The organism is Aquabacterium sp. NJ1, from assembly GCF_000768065.1.
GTDB lineage: Bacteria > Pseudomonadota > Gammaproteobacteria > Burkholderiales > Burkholderiaceae_C > Aquabacterium.
Genome location: NZ_JRKM01000001.1, coordinates 1354182 through 1369362 on the forward strand (window position 1 = coordinate 1354182; position 15181 = coordinate 1369362).

The 15181-nt window shown below is 65.5% G+C and carries 11 protein-coding genes; 8 read left to right on the plus strand and 3 right to left on the minus strand.

Translation table 11 applies throughout. From position 1 onward, the window contains the following. Positions 1–13 precede the first annotated feature (13 nt). On the plus strand, positions 14–1864 hold the full coding sequence (locus JY96_RS05840; RefSeq protein WP_035035760.1) for an ABC transporter ATP-binding protein: 1851 nt from the start codon (positions 14–16) through the stop codon (positions 1862–1864). Here JY96_RS05840 and JY96_RS05845 read toward each other — a convergent pair. Then, positions 1849–2883 (minus strand): MerR family transcriptional regulator, encoded by a 1035-nt coding sequence (locus tag JY96_RS05845; protein ID WP_081961066.1) that lies wholly within the window; start codon positions 2881–2883, stop codon positions 1849–1851. The two genes, JY96_RS05840 and JY96_RS05845, sit on opposite strands and share 16 nt — an antisense overlap. Before the next feature lie 144 nt (positions 2884–3027). Here JY96_RS05845 and JY96_RS05850 point away from each other — a divergent pair, with 144 nt between their 5' ends. Continuing rightward, on the plus strand, positions 3028–3339 hold the full coding sequence (locus JY96_RS05850; protein WP_035035766.1) for a high-potential iron-sulfur protein: 312 nt from the start codon (positions 3028–3030) through the stop codon (positions 3337–3339). 18 nt (positions 3340–3357) lie between these two features. On the opposite strand, the gene JY96_RS22000 is transcribed toward JY96_RS05850, so the two are convergent. Continuing rightward, the gene (locus JY96_RS22000; protein WP_161784244.1) at positions 3358–5589 is read right to left on the minus strand and encodes an EAL domain-containing protein; all 2232 of its coding nucleotides are present in this window, start codon (positions 5587–5589) and stop codon (positions 3358–3360) included. Between the two features lie 273 nt (positions 5590–5862). Then, on the minus strand, positions 5863–6843 hold the full coding sequence (locus tag JY96_RS05860) for a Tim44 domain-containing protein (protein WP_035035771.1): 981 nt from the start codon (positions 6841–6843) through the stop codon (positions 5863–5865). Positions 6844–6977: 134 nt separating this feature from the next. Here JY96_RS05860 and dbpA point away from each other — a divergent pair, with 134 nt between their 5' ends. The 6 genes from dbpA to JY96_RS22010 all read left to right on the plus strand — a co-directional run bounded on the left by dbpA (position 6978) and on the right by JY96_RS22010 (position 15174). Beyond that, positions 6978–8411 carry an ATP-dependent RNA helicase DbpA gene (gene dbpA, locus JY96_RS05865; RefSeq protein ID WP_052162183.1) on the plus strand — a complete coding sequence of 478 codons (1434 nt, stop codon included), beginning with the start codon at positions 6978–6980 and terminating at the stop codon, positions 8409–8411. Between the two features lie 62 nt (positions 8412–8473). Further along, positions 8474–9268, plus strand: a complete 795-nt coding sequence (locus JY96_RS22005; protein ID WP_052162184.1) for a GNAT family N-acetyltransferase — start codon at positions 8474–8476, stop codon at positions 9266–9268. A 224-nt stretch (positions 9269–9492) separates the two neighbouring features. Continuing rightward, complete coding sequence (locus tag JY96_RS05875) at positions 9493–11979, plus strand: YgiQ family radical SAM protein (protein ID WP_052162904.1); 2487 nt, start codon at positions 9493–9495, stop codon at positions 11977–11979. A 48-nt stretch (positions 11980–12027) separates the two neighbouring features. Further along, a complete protein-coding gene (locus JY96_RS05880) occupies positions 12028–12627 on the plus strand; it encodes a TetR/AcrR family transcriptional regulator (protein ID WP_035035774.1) in 600 nt (199 codons plus the stop codon). A gap of 91 nt (positions 12628–12718) precedes the next feature. Continuing rightward, complete coding sequence (locus JY96_RS05885) at positions 12719–13858, plus strand: thiolase family protein (protein WP_035035776.1); 1140 nt, start codon at positions 12719–12721, stop codon at positions 13856–13858. A gap of 146 nt (positions 13859–14004) precedes the next feature. Further along, positions 14005–15174, plus strand: coding sequence for a S1C family serine protease (locus JY96_RS22010; RefSeq protein ID WP_052162185.1), 1170 nt, complete (start codon positions 14005–14007; stop codon positions 15172–15174). The last annotated feature ends 7 nt before the right edge of the window (positions 15175–15181 follow it).

Consider the following 15181-nt stretch of genomic DNA (forward strand, 5'->3'; position numbering starts at 1 on the left):
CGGAGCCCCTGCCGTGCTGAGCTGGTTTGAGAGACTGATCGACCCCTACCCCGAAACACCCCCTGCGGTGCCGCCCACGGGCTTCCTGGCCTTTGTGTGGGCAGGCTCGCATGGCATGCGCCGCTTCATCCTGGGGATGACCACGCTCACCGCCATGATTGGCGCGTTCGAGGCGCTGCTGTTCAACATGCTGGGCAGCATCGTGGACTGGCTCAGCAAGGTGCCGCCCGCCCAGTTGTGGACGCAATCGCGCGACAAGCTGCTCCTGCTGGCCGTCATCCTGCTGCTCAGCCCGTTGGCCGTCTTGCTGCAGACGCTGCTCAAGCACCAGACACTGGCGGGCAACTTCCCCATGAAGCTGCGCTGGAACTTCCACCGCCTCATGCTAGGCCAGAGCATGGGCTTTTATCAGGACGAGTTCGCCGGGCGCGTGGCCACCAAGGTCATGCAGACCGCCCTGGCTGTGCGCGACACCTGCTTCATCGTGGCCGACATCCTGGTGTTCGTGGGTATCTACTTCATCACGATGACGGCCGTGGTGGGCACCTTCGACCTGTGGCTGATCACGCCCTTCCTGGGCTGGCTGGCCCTGTATGTGTGCTCGGTGAGCTTCTTCGTGCCGCGCCTGGGCCGCCGAGCCAAGGCCCAGGCCGATGCCCGCTCCATGATGACGGGCCGCATCACCGATGCCTACACCAACATCGCCACGGTCAAGCTGTTCTCGCACACCAACCGCGAGGCCCACTACGCCCGCTCGGCCATGAAGGACTTCATGCAGACCGTGCACGGGCAGATGCGCCTGGTCAGTGGCTTCGAAGTGGTCAACCACAGCTTGAGCATGCTCTTGATCCTGTCCACGGCCGGGCTGTCTCTGTGGTTGTGGAGCCAGGGGCACGTGGGCATCGGTGCAGTCGCGGCGGCCACGGCCATGGCCCTGCGGCTCAATGGCATCTCGCACTGGATGATGTGGGAAGTGGCCATGCTGTTCGAGCACATCGGCACCATCCAGGACGGCATCAACACGCTGGCGCGCCCGCACAAGGTCGAAGATGCCCCGCAGGCCAGGCCACTGAAGGTGCAGCAAGGCGACATCCGCTTCCAGAACGTGCACTTCGCCTATGGCGGCGAGCGCACCGTGATCGATGGCCTGAACCTGCACATCAAGCCCGGCGAGAAGATCGGCCTGGTGGGCCGCTCCGGCGCGGGCAAATCCACCATCGTCAACCTGCTTCTGCGCTTTTATGACGTCGAAGGCGGCCAGGTGCTGATCGATGGCCAGGACATCGGCCTGGTCACGCAAGACAGCCTGCGCGCGCAGATCGGCATGGTCACGCAGGACACCTCCCTGCTGCACCGCTCGGTGCGCGACAACATCCTCTACGGCAGGCCCGATGCCACCGAGCAGGACATGGTGCAAGCGGCCATCAAGGCCGAGGCGCATGACTTCATCCAGACCTTGAGCGACCCCAAGGGGCGCACCGCCTATGACGCCCATGTGGGTGAACGCGGCGTGAAGCTCTCAGGTGGCCAGCGCCAGCGCATCGCCATTGCGCGCGTGATGCTCAAGGACGCCCCCATCCTGTTGCTGGACGAGGCCACCAGCGCGCTGGACTCCGAGGTGGAGGCCGCCATCCAGGCCAGCCTGTACCGCTTGATGGAGGGCAAGACGGTGGTGGCCATTGCACACCGCCTGTCCACCATCGCGGCCATGGACCGCCTCATCGTGCTGGACCACGGCCGCATCGTTGAAGAGGGCGACCACGCCGCGCTGCTGGCCAAAGGCGGTCTGTACGCACGCCTGTGGGCACATCAAAGCGGTGGCTTCCTGGGTGAAGAAGCCGAGGACGATCAGGCCGCGGCCTGAGGCAGGGGCACACCTTCGGCCTGCGCCAGCGTCACCAGCGCTTCTTCCATGAGCGCGCGCGCATGCCCGGCCACGCGGTAGAGGTAGGCGTGCAGCACCACGTCGGCCGGCTCGCGGCTTTCGCAATCGGCACTGTAGGCCTCGAACTGGCCCAGCATGGTCACCAGGTGCGCGAGATGCTGCGGGCACTCGCACGCCACACGGGGCATGGCTTGCACCAGGCCTGCCAGGGCGCCCGCATCAAAGCGCGGCCCCGGTGCCGGGTCAGGCACATGGCGCAAACCCCGCGCCACGCTGCGCCAGCCACGGGCCGCATCCATCATGGCCTGCATGAGTTCCACTGCCGGCACAGGCGAACGCCTCAGGATGGCACCCCGCGCATGCAAGGCCCCGGTGACCTGCGTGCTGGCAAAGCCATAAACCACCAGCAGTTGACGGGCGCCCACGGCGCGCTGCAGTCGCAAGAGCCAGTCCACCGTGTCCATGTGCAAGGCTGACAGATCCGCCAGCAGCACGTCGGCCTTGACGCCCTTGAGAGACAGCTCCGAGGCCGGGCTGCCATCGATGGCCTTGACCAGCTTCACGCCTTCAAACCCGTGCAGCACATCCGCCCAATGCAGGGCCGCATCCTTGCCCACCAGAAGGACACGAACGTCTTCGGTGCTGGTCTTGCTGGCCTGGCTGGCAAGCGCTGCAGGCAGCGTGCTCTCGCCATTGAGCACGCTCTCGGTCTGGTCGGCCTCGTCCATCAGGTCCTGCAAACTGGCGGTGTCCATGCGCGCCAGCATGCCGATGGCGTGGCCGCGATTAACCAGTTGCTTGATCAATACCAGACGGCGCACATCCTGGCTGGAATACAACCGTTGCCCGGATGGCGTTTGCACGGGGCCGACAACCTGATAACGTCGCTCCCAGACCCTCAGCGTCGCCACGGGGATGTTCACCATGCGCGCCGCCGCACTGCTGCGATAACGAGGGGCGCCCGCGTCTTCCTTGTTAGACCTTGCTTCTTCGGACATTGAACACCTCGGATCTTGATTGAACTCAAATTGAACACGCTTGACGCATTGTGGCGACAGACCCAGGCCGATAGTGGGTCGAAAATGAGTCAAAGTGGATTCAGATCGCTTTTCCCCTCACCCCACTCAAATGGAGAACACACCATGACCAGCCGTCGCCAATTCATGATGACCATCGTGCCCGCCGCAGCCGCCCTGTCGGTGATGGGCCAGGCCCACGCCGCGGACGCCCCCAAGGTGGACGAAAAAGACCCGGCCGCCACCGGCCTGGGCTACAAGCACGACGCCACCAAGGTGGACGCCAAGAAGTACCCCACCTACAAGGCCGGCAGCGCCTGCGGCAACTGCCAGTTCTTCCAGGGCAAGGCCGGTGACGCCTGGGGTGCCTGCCCGCTGCTGGGCGGCAAGCAGGTCAATGCCAAGGGCTGGTGCTCGGCCTACGCCAAGAAGGCCTGATCGGCCAGCTGAGGCGGGTCAGGCCACTTCGGTGACCCGCTTCAAGGTGCCCTGCTCCAGCGCCTGGCGCAGCCAGTCTTCGAACACGGCCGCGGGCATGGGCTTGGCAAACCAGTAGCCCTGCCCCTCCAGGCAGCCCAGGGCGCGCAAGTGCTGCATCATGGCCAGGGTTTCGACACCCTCGGCGATGGTGCTCAGACCCAGGCCCTTGGCCATCTGGATGATGGCGCGCACGATCGCCACGTCTTCTGGGTGGCGCTCCAGATCCCGCACGAAGCTCTGGTCGATCTTGAGCTTGTCCACCGAGAGGCGCTTCAGATAGGACAAGCTGGAATAGCCTGTCCCGAAGTCGTCGATGGCCAGCTTCACGCCCAGGGCCTTCAAGCCCTTCAAGCGCATTTCCACGCTTTCTACATCGCTGATCAGCACGGACTCGGTCAGTTCCAACTCCAGCTGGGCGGGCGACAAGCCCGATGTGGCCAGCGCCTGCGACACCACCGACTCGACCTCGCCCCGCTTGAACTGCAGGGCCGACAGGTTCACGGCCACGGTCAGCGGCGGCAGGCCCTTTCTGGACCAGGCCATCGCCTGACGGCAGGCCTCCTCAATGACCCAGTCGCCGATCGGCACGATCAGGCCGCTGTCTTCGGCCACCGGGATGAACTTGCCCGGCGGCACCAGGCCCCACTCCGGGTGCTGCCAGCGGATCAGCGCCTCCACGCCAAACACGCGCCCCGAGGCCAGGTCCACCTGGGGCTGGTAGTGCAGCACGAATTGCCCCAGTTCCAGGGCACGGCGCAGGCCATTGCGCATGGTCAGGCGCTCCATCGCCTCCGCATTCATGCGGTCATCGAAGAAGCGATAGGTGTTGCGCCCCTCATCCTTGGACCGGTACAGGGCCGTGTCGGCGCGCTGCAGCAGGGTGTCGAAATCCTCGCCGTCATTGGGCGCCATCGCGATCCCCATGGAAGCCGAAATCGACAGGTCCTGGCCAATGACAGAGACGGGCTTGCCCAACTCCTCCATCACCTTGGTCACGACCGGTGTCGCCGCATCCGCATCGGGCAGGTCCTTGAGCACCATCAGAAACTCGTCGCCGCCCGGCCGGCTGACCGTGTCGGACTGCCGCAGCGTGTTGAGCAGGATGTCGGCCACCGCGCGCAGCAACTGGTCGCCCACCGCGTGGCCCAAGGTGTCGTTGATGTTCTTGAAATGGTCCAGGTCCAGCAGGACCAAAGCCACCTGCTTGTTGTGCCGTTTGGCGTCGGCCAGAGCCTGCGACAGACGATCGCGCGCCAGTTCCCGGTTGGGCAAGCCGGTCAGCACATCGTGATACGCCAGAAACGCGGCGCGCTCCTCGGCCTCCTGGCGCTCTTCGATCTCCTCTGACAAACGCCGATACGGGTTGCTCACACTGGTCACGAACACCGCCCGGTAGATGAAGAAGTAGGCCACCACCTTGTAGACATGCCCCAGCAGGATGAACGCATCATTGACACTCGCGTACAAGGTCAGGCAGGCCTCAGACAACATCGTGATCAAGGCGGCCGTGCACAGATCGCTGGTGCTGTAAGGCAGTTGCTCGTTGCGGCGGCGCATGAAGACCCAGGCCGATGCAGCCGTCAGCACGATCACCCCATATTCGGCAAACACCTTGAAGCCCGTGAGACCGCGGCCATCCACGAAGGTGCGCGGCCAGATCTCGGGCACCCCCAGCTCGACCGCATAACACCCCACCGTCCACAACAAGGCGGCGCTGAGCAGGGCATACCGGGGCCACCCCGACTGCAAGGGCTGAATGGGCCGAATGGCCGCAGCCAGCAAGGTCCAGGCAGCGGTGTAGCGCGCCATCAACCAGAACTGAATGGCCTTTTCCGCACCGGCCGGCGTGACGAAATCAGGCATGCCCTTGAAGGACATGGCGTGCCCGAAATCAATCAGGCCCACCGCCAGAAAGCCGCAGCCAATGATGACGATGTTGCCGGGCTGGGCGGGGCTGCGCGCATGCCAGGCCACCGAGAACACCAGCAAGGCCGCCACGATGGCGCCGAACTCCGTGACCGTGTGCAAGGCGACGGAGAACACTGGAAAGCGTGGCTGCCAGGGGGAAAAAACCGCCACACCCCAGAGCACAATCAGGACCATGCCCAGGCTGAGAATCAGTCTGGTCGGCAGCTTCTGAGTTAAGTGGCCGTCACCGGCACCCGGTGACGTGGGCGCCGCATGCACGCCTGCGACAGGTAAGGACATATTCCAGGCTCCTTGCTTGATCCGGACATGGCCCAAAGGCATGGCCTACCCAGCAAGTTGCTCAGCGATAAATAGACTTCTTATCGGCGCATACAGCCCTTGAGTTAAGCATGGCAGGTCAATTCCCAGGCCCAGTGTGCCGCAAGCTGTTTCATTTCTGCCAGAAACCGCGTGAACTGTGACACGTATCACGCGTTTGTGCACCTCGCCCAAAAAGCAAAGGGGCACCCGAAGGTGCCCCTGCTGCTGCCGCGGCTGCGACTGCGGCGCCGATCAGGCGTCCAGCGGCGTGATGCCGGCAATCGCCCAGTCACGCCCTTCATCCAGCGGTTTGACCAGGTGCCACAGCTCGTTGAACGGCTGGGCGCCCGCATTGACTTCCTCGCGGATCAGGCCATGGAAGCGCACGGTGGCCACCCACTGGTCGGCTTCCTTGGTCGCGTCCACCAGTTCGGCATCCAGTTGCATGACATCGGTCTGGTTGGCCGCCTGGCCGCGTTCCTGGATATCCAGCCGCAGAGATGCGAACAGCTCGGGCGTGGTGAACTTGCGCAGGTCTTCGATGTTGGCGGCGTCATTGGCGGCCTGCATGCGGATGAAGATCATCTTGGCCACGCGTGTGAAGCCCTCGGCATCGAAGCCGGCAGGCACCTGACCAGCGACGGCCGTTGCGGCAGCGCCTGCGGCCGCACCAGCGCCACCGCCTGCCGCGAACGCGTCCGGCTGGGACTGGCGCTGCATGGCTTGCGCCTGCTGGGGCATTTGCGAGGCCTGCGGGCTGTAAGGTGCGCCGGCACCGGCCAGTTGCGGCCCACCCATGGGCGCTCCGCCCTTGCTGAAGCGGCGCATCAGCCAGCCGATCACCATGAAGGCGACCACACCGATCAGCAGCATGGTCATCATGTTGCCGAAGGCCTCACCCATGCCGAAATGGCTCATCAGGGCCGCAATACCCAGGCCCGCGGCGATCCCCGCGACGGGGCCCAGCCAGGAGCGTTTGCCTGGTTGGGCAGCAGGCGTCGGTGCCGCGGCTTGCTGACCCACACCCGGTTGCGCCGCGTTATTGGGCGAGGCCGGAGCCTGGTTCGGCGACTGGTTGGGCGTGGCCGTGGGTTGTTTGGCGGGCATCTGGCGCTGCATGCCGGAGGCCCGTCCGCCGCCCAGGCGCTTGGCCTCGACATCCAGAGGCGCGGACACCATGCCCACGCCGGCCAACACCACAGCCAAAGCCGTCAAACGGTTCTTCCATGTCATGAAAGTTTCAATCCTTACCCCATGAGGGTCGTTGTATCGCTGCGCGCATTGTGCGCGTGCCCCCTGGCAAATCGGGGCTACCCGCCGAAGTTCAAGGGTCCTTGACAAATCACCGTACTGGGGATAATGGCGGCATGAGTTCCCCCACACCCGCTGCCTCGTCATTCGGCAGCCTGCCGCTGAGCCCCGCCATGCAGGACAACCTGCAATCCCTGGGCTACCTGAGCATGACACCCATCCAGGCCACCAGCCTGCCACTGACCCTGGCCGGCGACGACCTCATCGCCCAAGCCAAGACCGGCAGCGGCAAAACCGCCGCCTTCGCCCTGCCCATGCTGCACCGCCTGGCCACCGCCAGCTTCGCCGTGCAAGGCATGGTGATGTGCCCCACCCGCGAACTCGCTGACCAGGTGGCCCAGGAGATCCGCCGCCTGGCGCGCTTCGAGCCCAATATCAAGGTGCTGACCCTGTGCGGCGGCGCCACCATGCGCCCGCAAATCGAGAGTCTGGCCCATGGCGCCCACATCGTGGTGGGCACGCCCGGCCGCCTGATGGACCACCTGGAGCGCGGCACCCTGAACCTCGACGGCCTGCAGACCCTGGTGCTCGACGAAGCCGACCGCATGCTGGACATGGGCTTCCATGACGACATCGTGGCCGTGAGCCGCCAGTGCCCCCGCAACCGCCAGACCCTGCTGTTCTCGGCCACCTACCCCGAAGGCATCGCCAAACTCAGCGCCCAGTTCCTGCGTGCGCCCAAGGAGGTCAAGGTCGAATCCCACCACGATGCGAGCAAGATCCGCCAGCTGTGGTTCGAGGTCGACTCGGCCACGCGCCTGGATGCCGTCGCGCACCTGCTGTTGCACTATCGCCCCGCCAGCACCATCGCTTTTTGCAACACCAAGCAACAATGCCGCGACCTGGTGGACGTGCTCACGGCGCAGGGCATCGAGGCCATCGCCCTGCACGGTGACCTGGAGCAGCGCGACCGCGACCAGGTGCTGATCCAGTTCGCCAACCGCAGCGCCTCGGTGCTGGTGGCCACCGACGTGGCCGCGCGCGGCCTGGACATCGCCCAGCTTGAAGCCGTGATCAATGTGGACGTCACGCCGGACCCGGAAGTGCACATCCACCGCATCGGCCGCACAGGCCGTGGCGAAGCAGAGGGCCTGGCCCTGAACCTGGCCAGCATGGACGAGATGGGCCGCGTGGGCAACATCGAGCTGCTGCAAAAGCGCGAATCCAAGTGGCAGAAACTCGATGAGCTGCACCCCAGCAGCAACGCCCCGCTTCAGCCCCCCATGGTCACCATCCAGATCCTGGGTGGCAAGAAAGAGAAGATCCGCCCCGGCGACGTGCTGGGCGCCCTCACTGGCGAAGCAGGCTTGCAAGGCAGCCAGATCGGCAAGATCAACGTCACCGACTTCCACACCTATGTGGCCGTGGAGCGCAGCATCGCGGGCAAGGCCGTCAACCAGCTCAACAGCGTCAAGGTCAAGGGCAAGAAGGTCAAGGCGCGCTTGCTGAAAGACGTGCTGCGCGAAGCACAGGCGGCACCCCGGCGCTGAAACAAGCGTCTCCTGGGTTTGGCTAGCATGGGCAGCCAACACCATCAAACTCAGGAGCCCGGATGCCCGCCCATTCCGCCACCAGCCTTGAAGACCTGGCCGACCAGAACCTGGCGCACGCCGTACGCCTGCACTCGCGCTGGCAACCGGCGGCCAAGTTGCTGGAACTCAATGGCGTGCTGCTGCACCAGGGGACGCTGCCCTTGCCTTTGCCGCATCAGAACTGCGTGATCCGGCTGGACTCGACCGTCAAGCCCGATCTGCTGCTGCAACAGGCAGGCGCCTTTTACGGCGGCTCGGCCAACCCCTACGCCGTCATCACCATGAGCCGCCAGGATCTGGACCTGGACGCCTGCCTGGGCGCGCAAGGCTTCACCGCGCACGCCGACCTGCCCGCCATGCTGGCCGAGGCCCCGCTGGCCATGCCACCCACGGCCGCCGGCTGGCGCATCGACCTGTTGACCCAGGCGGCCGAGCTGCCCGCCTTCGTCAACGTGTGTGCCAAGGCCTACGCCACCCTGGGCCTGCCCGAGTTCATGACACCCAGCTTCTTCGTGCAAACCGATGGCCTGCTGGCAGCGGATGTCTCCATCGCCCTGGCCCGCAACGCGCAAGGCGAGGTCGCGGCGGCAGCCATGGCCCTGCACACGGGTGAAGTGGCCGGCGTCTACTGGGTCGGTACCCTGCCCGAGGCGCGCGGTGCCTGCCTGGCCGCCGCCTGCACGGCGGCCGTCACCAACCTGGCGCTGGAGCGGGGCGCGCGCGGCGTCACCTTGCAAGCCTCGCACATGGGCGAGCCCACCTACCGGCGCCTGGGCTTTCGGGAATACGGGCGCATGACGCGCTGGAGCCGCTGAGGCCACTGGCGCCTCCAGGCAAACCTGCGCAGGCCCAAGCCCCCTCCAGGCGAATGCCCATGATCAGAATGAGGCCTCTGATCGGGCGACTGCGGCGACAATAGAGGGTTGTCCGCTTCCCTTTGCCTGATATCCGCCACGGTGTCAGCCAGCGCCCTTTGCCCATGTCCGCCCAGACCACCGAGTCCCCCGCCGCTGATCCCGTCACCACGCCGGCGATCACCATGCCCAAACCGCCCAAGCCGCTGAACGGCTACCGGCCGTATTGGGCCAAGCGCTTTGGCCGGGCCAAGTTCCTGCCCATGAGCCGCGAGGAGATGAACGAGCTCGGCTGGGACAGCTGCGACATCATCATCGTCACGGGCGACGCCTATGTGGACCACCCCAGCTTCGGCATGGCCGTGATCGGCCGCGTGCTGGAGGCCCAGGGCTTCCGCGTGGGCATCATCGCGCAGCCCGACTGGCAAAGCGCCGACCCGTTCAAGGTGCTGGGCAAGCCCAATTTGTTCTACGGCGTGGCGGCCGGCAACATGGACTCGATGATCAACCGCTACACGGCTGATCGCAAGATCCGCAGCGACGACGCCTACACGCCCGGCGGCGTGGCCGGCAAGCGGCCTGATCGCGCCTCGCTGGTGTACGCCCAGCGCTGCAAGGAAGCCTACCCCGAAGTGCCCATCATCATGGGCGGCATCGAGGCCTCGCTGCGCCGCATCGCGCACTATGACTATTGGTCCGACAAGGTGCGCCGCTCCATCATCATGGATGCCAAGGCCGACCTGCTGCTGTACGGCAACGCCGAGCGCGCGATCGTGGAAGTGGCCCACCGCCTGGCCGCCCGCGAGCCCGTCGAGCAGATCACCGATGTGCGCGGCACCGCCTTCCTGCGCCGCACCAATGACCCGAGCGCCCAGGGTTGGTTCGAGCTGGACTCCACCGAAGTGGATATGCCCGGCCGCATCGACCAGCACATCAACCCCTACATGACCATGGCCCAGCAGGCCGAGGCCCAGGGTGAGACCTGCGCACGTGAAGAAGAAGGCGCCTTCGATCCGCTCAAGAACAGCGGCAAGGTGAGCATTGGGGGCGAGGCAGGCGGCCAGGCCGATCTGTCCGACGGCGCCAAGCCCATCAAGCTGGTCAGCAACCCGGCCCTGGCGGCCAAGTCCGCGGCCATCAAGGCCAACGCGGAAGCCGGCCTGCCCGTTCGCAGCGGCAAGATCGCTCTGCCCCCGCGCGACCGCACCGTGATCCGCCTGCCCTCTTATGAGCAGGTCAAGAGCGACCCCGTGCTGTATGCCCACGCCAACCGCGTGCTGCACCTGGAGACCAACCCCGGCAACGCCCGCGCACTGGTGCAGGCCCATGCCCACCGCGACGTGTGGATCAACCCGCCGCCCATCCCGCTGACCATGGCCGAGATGGACTACGTCTTCGGCCTGGAGTACGAGCGCAGCCCGCACCCGGCTTATGCCGATGAAAATGGCAGCCACGACCACGGCACCAAGATCCCCGCGTGGGAGATGATCCGCTTCAGCGTGAACATCATGCGTGGCTGCTTCGGCGGCTGCACCTTCTGCTCCATCACCGAGCATGAAGGCCGCATCATCCAGAGCCGCAGCGAGGACTCGGTCATCCACGAGATCGAAGAGATCCGCGACAAGGTCAAGGGCTTCACCGGCGTCATCTCCGACCTGGGCGGCCCCACCGCCAACATGTACCGCATCGGCTGCCGATCCAAGGAGATCGAGGCCGCTTGCCGCAAGCCCTCGTGCGTCTACCCCGGCATCTGCCCCAACCTCAACACGCACCACGGCCCGCTCATCAAGATGTACCGCCGTGCGCGCGAGTTGCGTGGCGTCAAGAAGATCCTGATCGGCTCGGGCCTGCGTTATGACCTGGCCATCAAGTCACCCGAGTACATCAAGGAGCTGGTCACGCACCACGTGGGCGGCTACCTGAAGATCGCGCCGGAGCACACCGAGGGCGGCCCGCTGTCCAAGATGATGAAGCCGGGCATCGGCACCTACGACAAGTTCAAGCAGCTGTTCGAGCAGTACAGCGCCGAGGCCGGCAAGAAGCAGTACCTCATCCCCTATTTCATCGCCGCCCACCCGGGCACCAGCGACGAAGACATGATGAACCTGGCCGTCTGGCTCAAGCGCAATGGCTTCAAGGCCGACCAGGTGCAGACCTTCTACCCCAGCCCCATGGCCACGGCCACGGCCATGTACCACTCGGGCCGCAACCCGCTCAAGGGCATCAGCCGCATTGAGGGCAAGGCCGAGAAGGTGGACATCGTCAAGGGCGAGAAGCGCCGCCGCCTGCACAAGGCCTTCCTGCGCTACCACGACCCCAACAACTGGCCACTGCTGCGCGAGGCGCTCAAGGCCATGGGCCGTGCCGACCTGATCGGCAATGGCCAGCACCACCTGATCCCCTTCTACCAGCCGCAGACGGATGGCAGCTACCAGAGCGCGCGCCGCAAGAACTCGACAGGGTCGGGCAGCAAGGCCTCGGTGGTCACCACCGGCCGCACCAACCGCGCCGTGGAGCCGGCTGATCCGCGGGCGCTGCCCAAGGTACAGCCCCGCAAGGGCCAGATCCTGACGCAGCACACCGGCTTGCCACCGCGTGAAACAGGTGCGCGCAAACCGGCTGCGGGCCCGCTGAGCAGAAGCGCGGGTGGCCCGAGGAAGAAGGGTCGCTGATTCCCCCAGCATTGACTCAAGTATCGCTACCTACCGTACAGTAGGTTCATGAGTCATGCCAGCCTGAAATCCATTGAAGACGCCAGCGACACCCGCCTGTCCATCCTGCGGGTGGCACGCGAACTGATCCAGACGCGGTCCTACCTGGGCCTGAGCTTTCAGGAACTGGCGGACCGGGTGGGCGTCCGCAAGGCCAGCCTTTATCACCACTTCCCATCCAAGGAGGCGCTGGGCATCGCCGTGCTGGAGCGCAGTGTTCGCCAATTTGACGACTGGGTGGGGCAACTGGGCGGTTCGCCTCAAGTGCAATTACAAGCCTACATCCTGATGTTTCGGGATGTGCTCGGTGCCGGCAAACGCGTGTGCCCAGGCGGTGCACTGGGCCCCGGTTGGGACAGCATCGAGCCCGGTCTGCAGCAAGCGGTTCGCCGGATGCGCCAGCGCCAGATCGACTGGTTGACCGTGGTCATCGGCCAGATCAAACGCACAGGCACCAAAGCCCACGCCACACCAGCCCAGGTCGCCGCCGAAATATTCGCCGTTTGCCAGGGCGCCCTGCTGTCGGCCCGCATCACCGGCCGGTCATCCGACTTCGATGAAGCCCTGGCCCCGCTCGTCGCTCAGCTGAACCTGCCTGCCTTGCCCTGAATCCTGCTTGACCCAGCGCCGGCTTTTTCCGGCATTTTTTTGGCACCAAAGACTACCAATCGGTAGGTAGTCAAATTGAGAAAGGACCATCATGAAAGCCGTGATCACCGCGTATGCGCGCTCCCCCTTCCACTTCGCTCGCAAGGGCGCACTGGCCCAGGTTCGCCCCGACGTGCTCACCGCCCAGGTCGTGCAAGGGTTGATGAACAAGGTGGACCTGGACCCCGCGCTCATCGAAGACCTCATTCTGGGCTGCGCCTACCCCGAGGGCCCTCAAGGCAACAACCTGGCGCGGCTCGTGGTGTTCCTCGCCGACCTGCCTCAGCAGGTGGGTGGCATGACCATCAACCGCTTCTGTGGCTCATCGATGTCGGCCATCCACATGGCGGCCGCGCAGATCGAGGCGGGCATGGGCGAGGCCTTCATCTGCGCGGGCGTCGAATCCATGAGCATGGTGCCGCAGGGCGGTCTGCACTTCGATCCCAGCCCCGAGCTGCTGGAGCGTTACCCGCAGGCCTACATCACCATGGGCGAAACCGCCGAGAACGTGGCCCAGCGCTACCAGGTCGCCCGCAGTGATCAGGAACAACTGGCCCTGCACTCGCACCAGAAGGCCGCCGCCGCGCGTGAGCAGGGCCACCTGCAAGACGAAATCATTCCCATCGTGGACCGCGATGGCCAGCGCATCACCAGCGACGGCTGCATTCGTCCGCAAACCACGCTGGACGCCCTGGCCGCGCTCAAGCCCGCCTTCCGGGCCGATGGCGTGGTCACGGCGGGCACATCCTCGCCGCTGACCGACGGCGCGGCCGCCGTGCTGGTCACCAGTGAGGCCTTTGCGCAGCAACATGGCCTGGCGCCGCTGGCACGCATCCGCGCCTTTGCCACCGTGGGCTGCGACCCCACCGAGATGGGCATGGGTCCGGTGCCCGCCACCCGCAAGGCACTGGCCCGTGCGGGCCTGCAGGCGAGCGACCTGGACCTCATCGAGATCAACGAGGCCTTCTCTTCGCAGGCCCTGGCCTGCCTGCGCGAACTGGCGTTGGACCCCGCCAAAGTGAACCTGGACGGCGGCGCGCTGGCGTTGGGGCACCCTCTGGGGGCCACTGGCGCGCGCATCACTGGCAAGGCCGCCTCGCTGCTCAAGCGCCAGCGAGCCCGCTATGCCTTGGCCACCCAGTGCATCGGCGGTGGACAGGGCATCGCCACGGTGCTGGAGGCACTGAACTGATCCCGCGGCACCTTGCCCGGCGCGCGGGCTTCGGGGCGCCAGCCCCGGGCTTGCGCGCCCTGGGCAAGCCCCTCTGCAAGCCAGTCAAGGCGCTGTAACATGGCGCTTGAGCTTGATACAAACTGACTGCCTCAGCAGGGAGCCCCATGAATTTCTCGCCCGTTGCTTCTCGCGCCATGGCCGGCGCCATGTCGGCCATCTCGTCCAGGGTGCTGCACCTGCTGGCGCTGGCCACGGTGGTGGCCACCGGCGCCAACCTCACGGGCTGCGCATCGGCCACACGCCTGGTGGCCAACCCGAACCAGTCGGCCACGCTCAAGGCCAAGAGCCTTGCCAACTACAAGGAGCTGTACCTCCTGCCGCCTGACAGCGACCCGCGCAACGTGATGCCGCGCCTGGCCACGGCCTTCGAGCAGATGGGCTACAAGGTCACGGTGTACCCACCGGGCAAATCCATCGAAGGGGCGCAAGGCACGGGCTTCCTGATTGGCGATGAGGGCTTCATCCTCACCTGCGCCCACGTGCTCGGCGAAGAGAAGACCGCCACCGTGACGCTCAATGGCACCCGCTATTTCGCCGATGTGGTCAAGGCCGACAAGGACGCCGACCTGGCCCTCATCAAGACGCGTGACAAGCCCAACCCAGCCGTGGCTGCACTGAGCTTTCGCAGCATCAACAAGGGCTACCACATGGGTGAAGACGTCTTCACCATTGGCTACCCCTTGAGCAGCCTGCTGGGCAACAGCGCCCGCATGACCAAGGGCCTGTTGAGTGCCACCACCGGCCTGCGCGACGACCCCAAGCAGGTTCAGGTGTCGGCGGAGATCCAGCCCGGCAACAGTGGTGGCCCCCTGCTCGACAAGGATGGCCAGATCATTGGCGTCATCCAGCAGACCATCAACCCCTTCGCCGTGGCCCAGGCCACAGGCGGCGCGCTGCCCCAGAACATCAACTTCTCGATCAAGCACAGCACCGTGCTGGACTTCGTCAAGAGCGCCAGCGAGCCAGCCTACAAGGCCGTGCGCTTCGACAAGGCCGAGGGGCTGGAGAAGGCCAGCCCGGCCGTGGCCAAGATCATCGCGGGCATCTCCAACGTGGAAGGTGACCGCGCCAACAAGATCGTGGTGCGCCTGAATTACATCAGCAAGTGGGACATGTGGTACCGCTTCAGCCTGTTTGCACTGACGGTGTACGACTTCGAAACCCGCGAGCGCCTGTTCACCACCGGCCAGGGCTACGACAACATGGTGAGCAACGAAGATGTCGTCATCAACGACACGCTGGCGCAGTTCAAGCGCGGCATGGGCCTTCACTGAGCCCCGC

Coding starts and splice junctions, on each gene's coding strand:
- JY96_RS05860 (WP_035035771.1), bottom strand. CDS start 6,843: ATGACATGGAAGAACCGTTTGACGGCTTTGGCTGTGGTGTTGGCCGGC.
- dbpA (WP_052162183.1), top strand. CDS start 6,978: ATGAGTTCCCCCACACCCGCTGCCTCGTCATTCGGCAGCCTGCCGCTG.
- JY96_RS22005 (WP_052162184.1), top strand. CDS start 8,474: ATGCCCGCCCATTCCGCCACCAGCCTTGAAGACCTGGCCGACCAGAAC.
- JY96_RS05875 (WP_052162904.1), top strand. CDS start 9,493: ATGCCCAAACCGCCCAAGCCGCTGAACGGCTACCGGCCGTATTGGGCC.
- JY96_RS05845 (WP_081961066.1), bottom strand. CDS start 2,883: ATGTCCGAAGAAGCAAGGTCTAACAAGGAAGACGCGGGCGCCCCTCGT.
- JY96_RS05850 (WP_035035766.1), top strand. CDS start 3,028: ATGACCAGCCGTCGCCAATTCATGATGACCATCGTGCCCGCCGCAGCC.
- JY96_RS05885 (WP_035035776.1), top strand. CDS start 12,719: ATGAAAGCCGTGATCACCGCGTATGCGCGCTCCCCCTTCCACTTCGCT.
- JY96_RS22010 (WP_052162185.1), top strand. CDS start 14,005: ATGAATTTCTCGCCCGTTGCTTCTCGCGCCATGGCCGGCGCCATGTCG.
- JY96_RS05880 (WP_035035774.1), top strand. CDS start 12,028: ATGAGTCATGCCAGCCTGAAATCCATTGAAGACGCCAGCGACACCCGC.
- JY96_RS22000 (WP_161784244.1), bottom strand. CDS start 5,589: ATGTCCTTACCTGTCGCAGGCGTGCATGCGGCGCCCACGTCACCGGGT.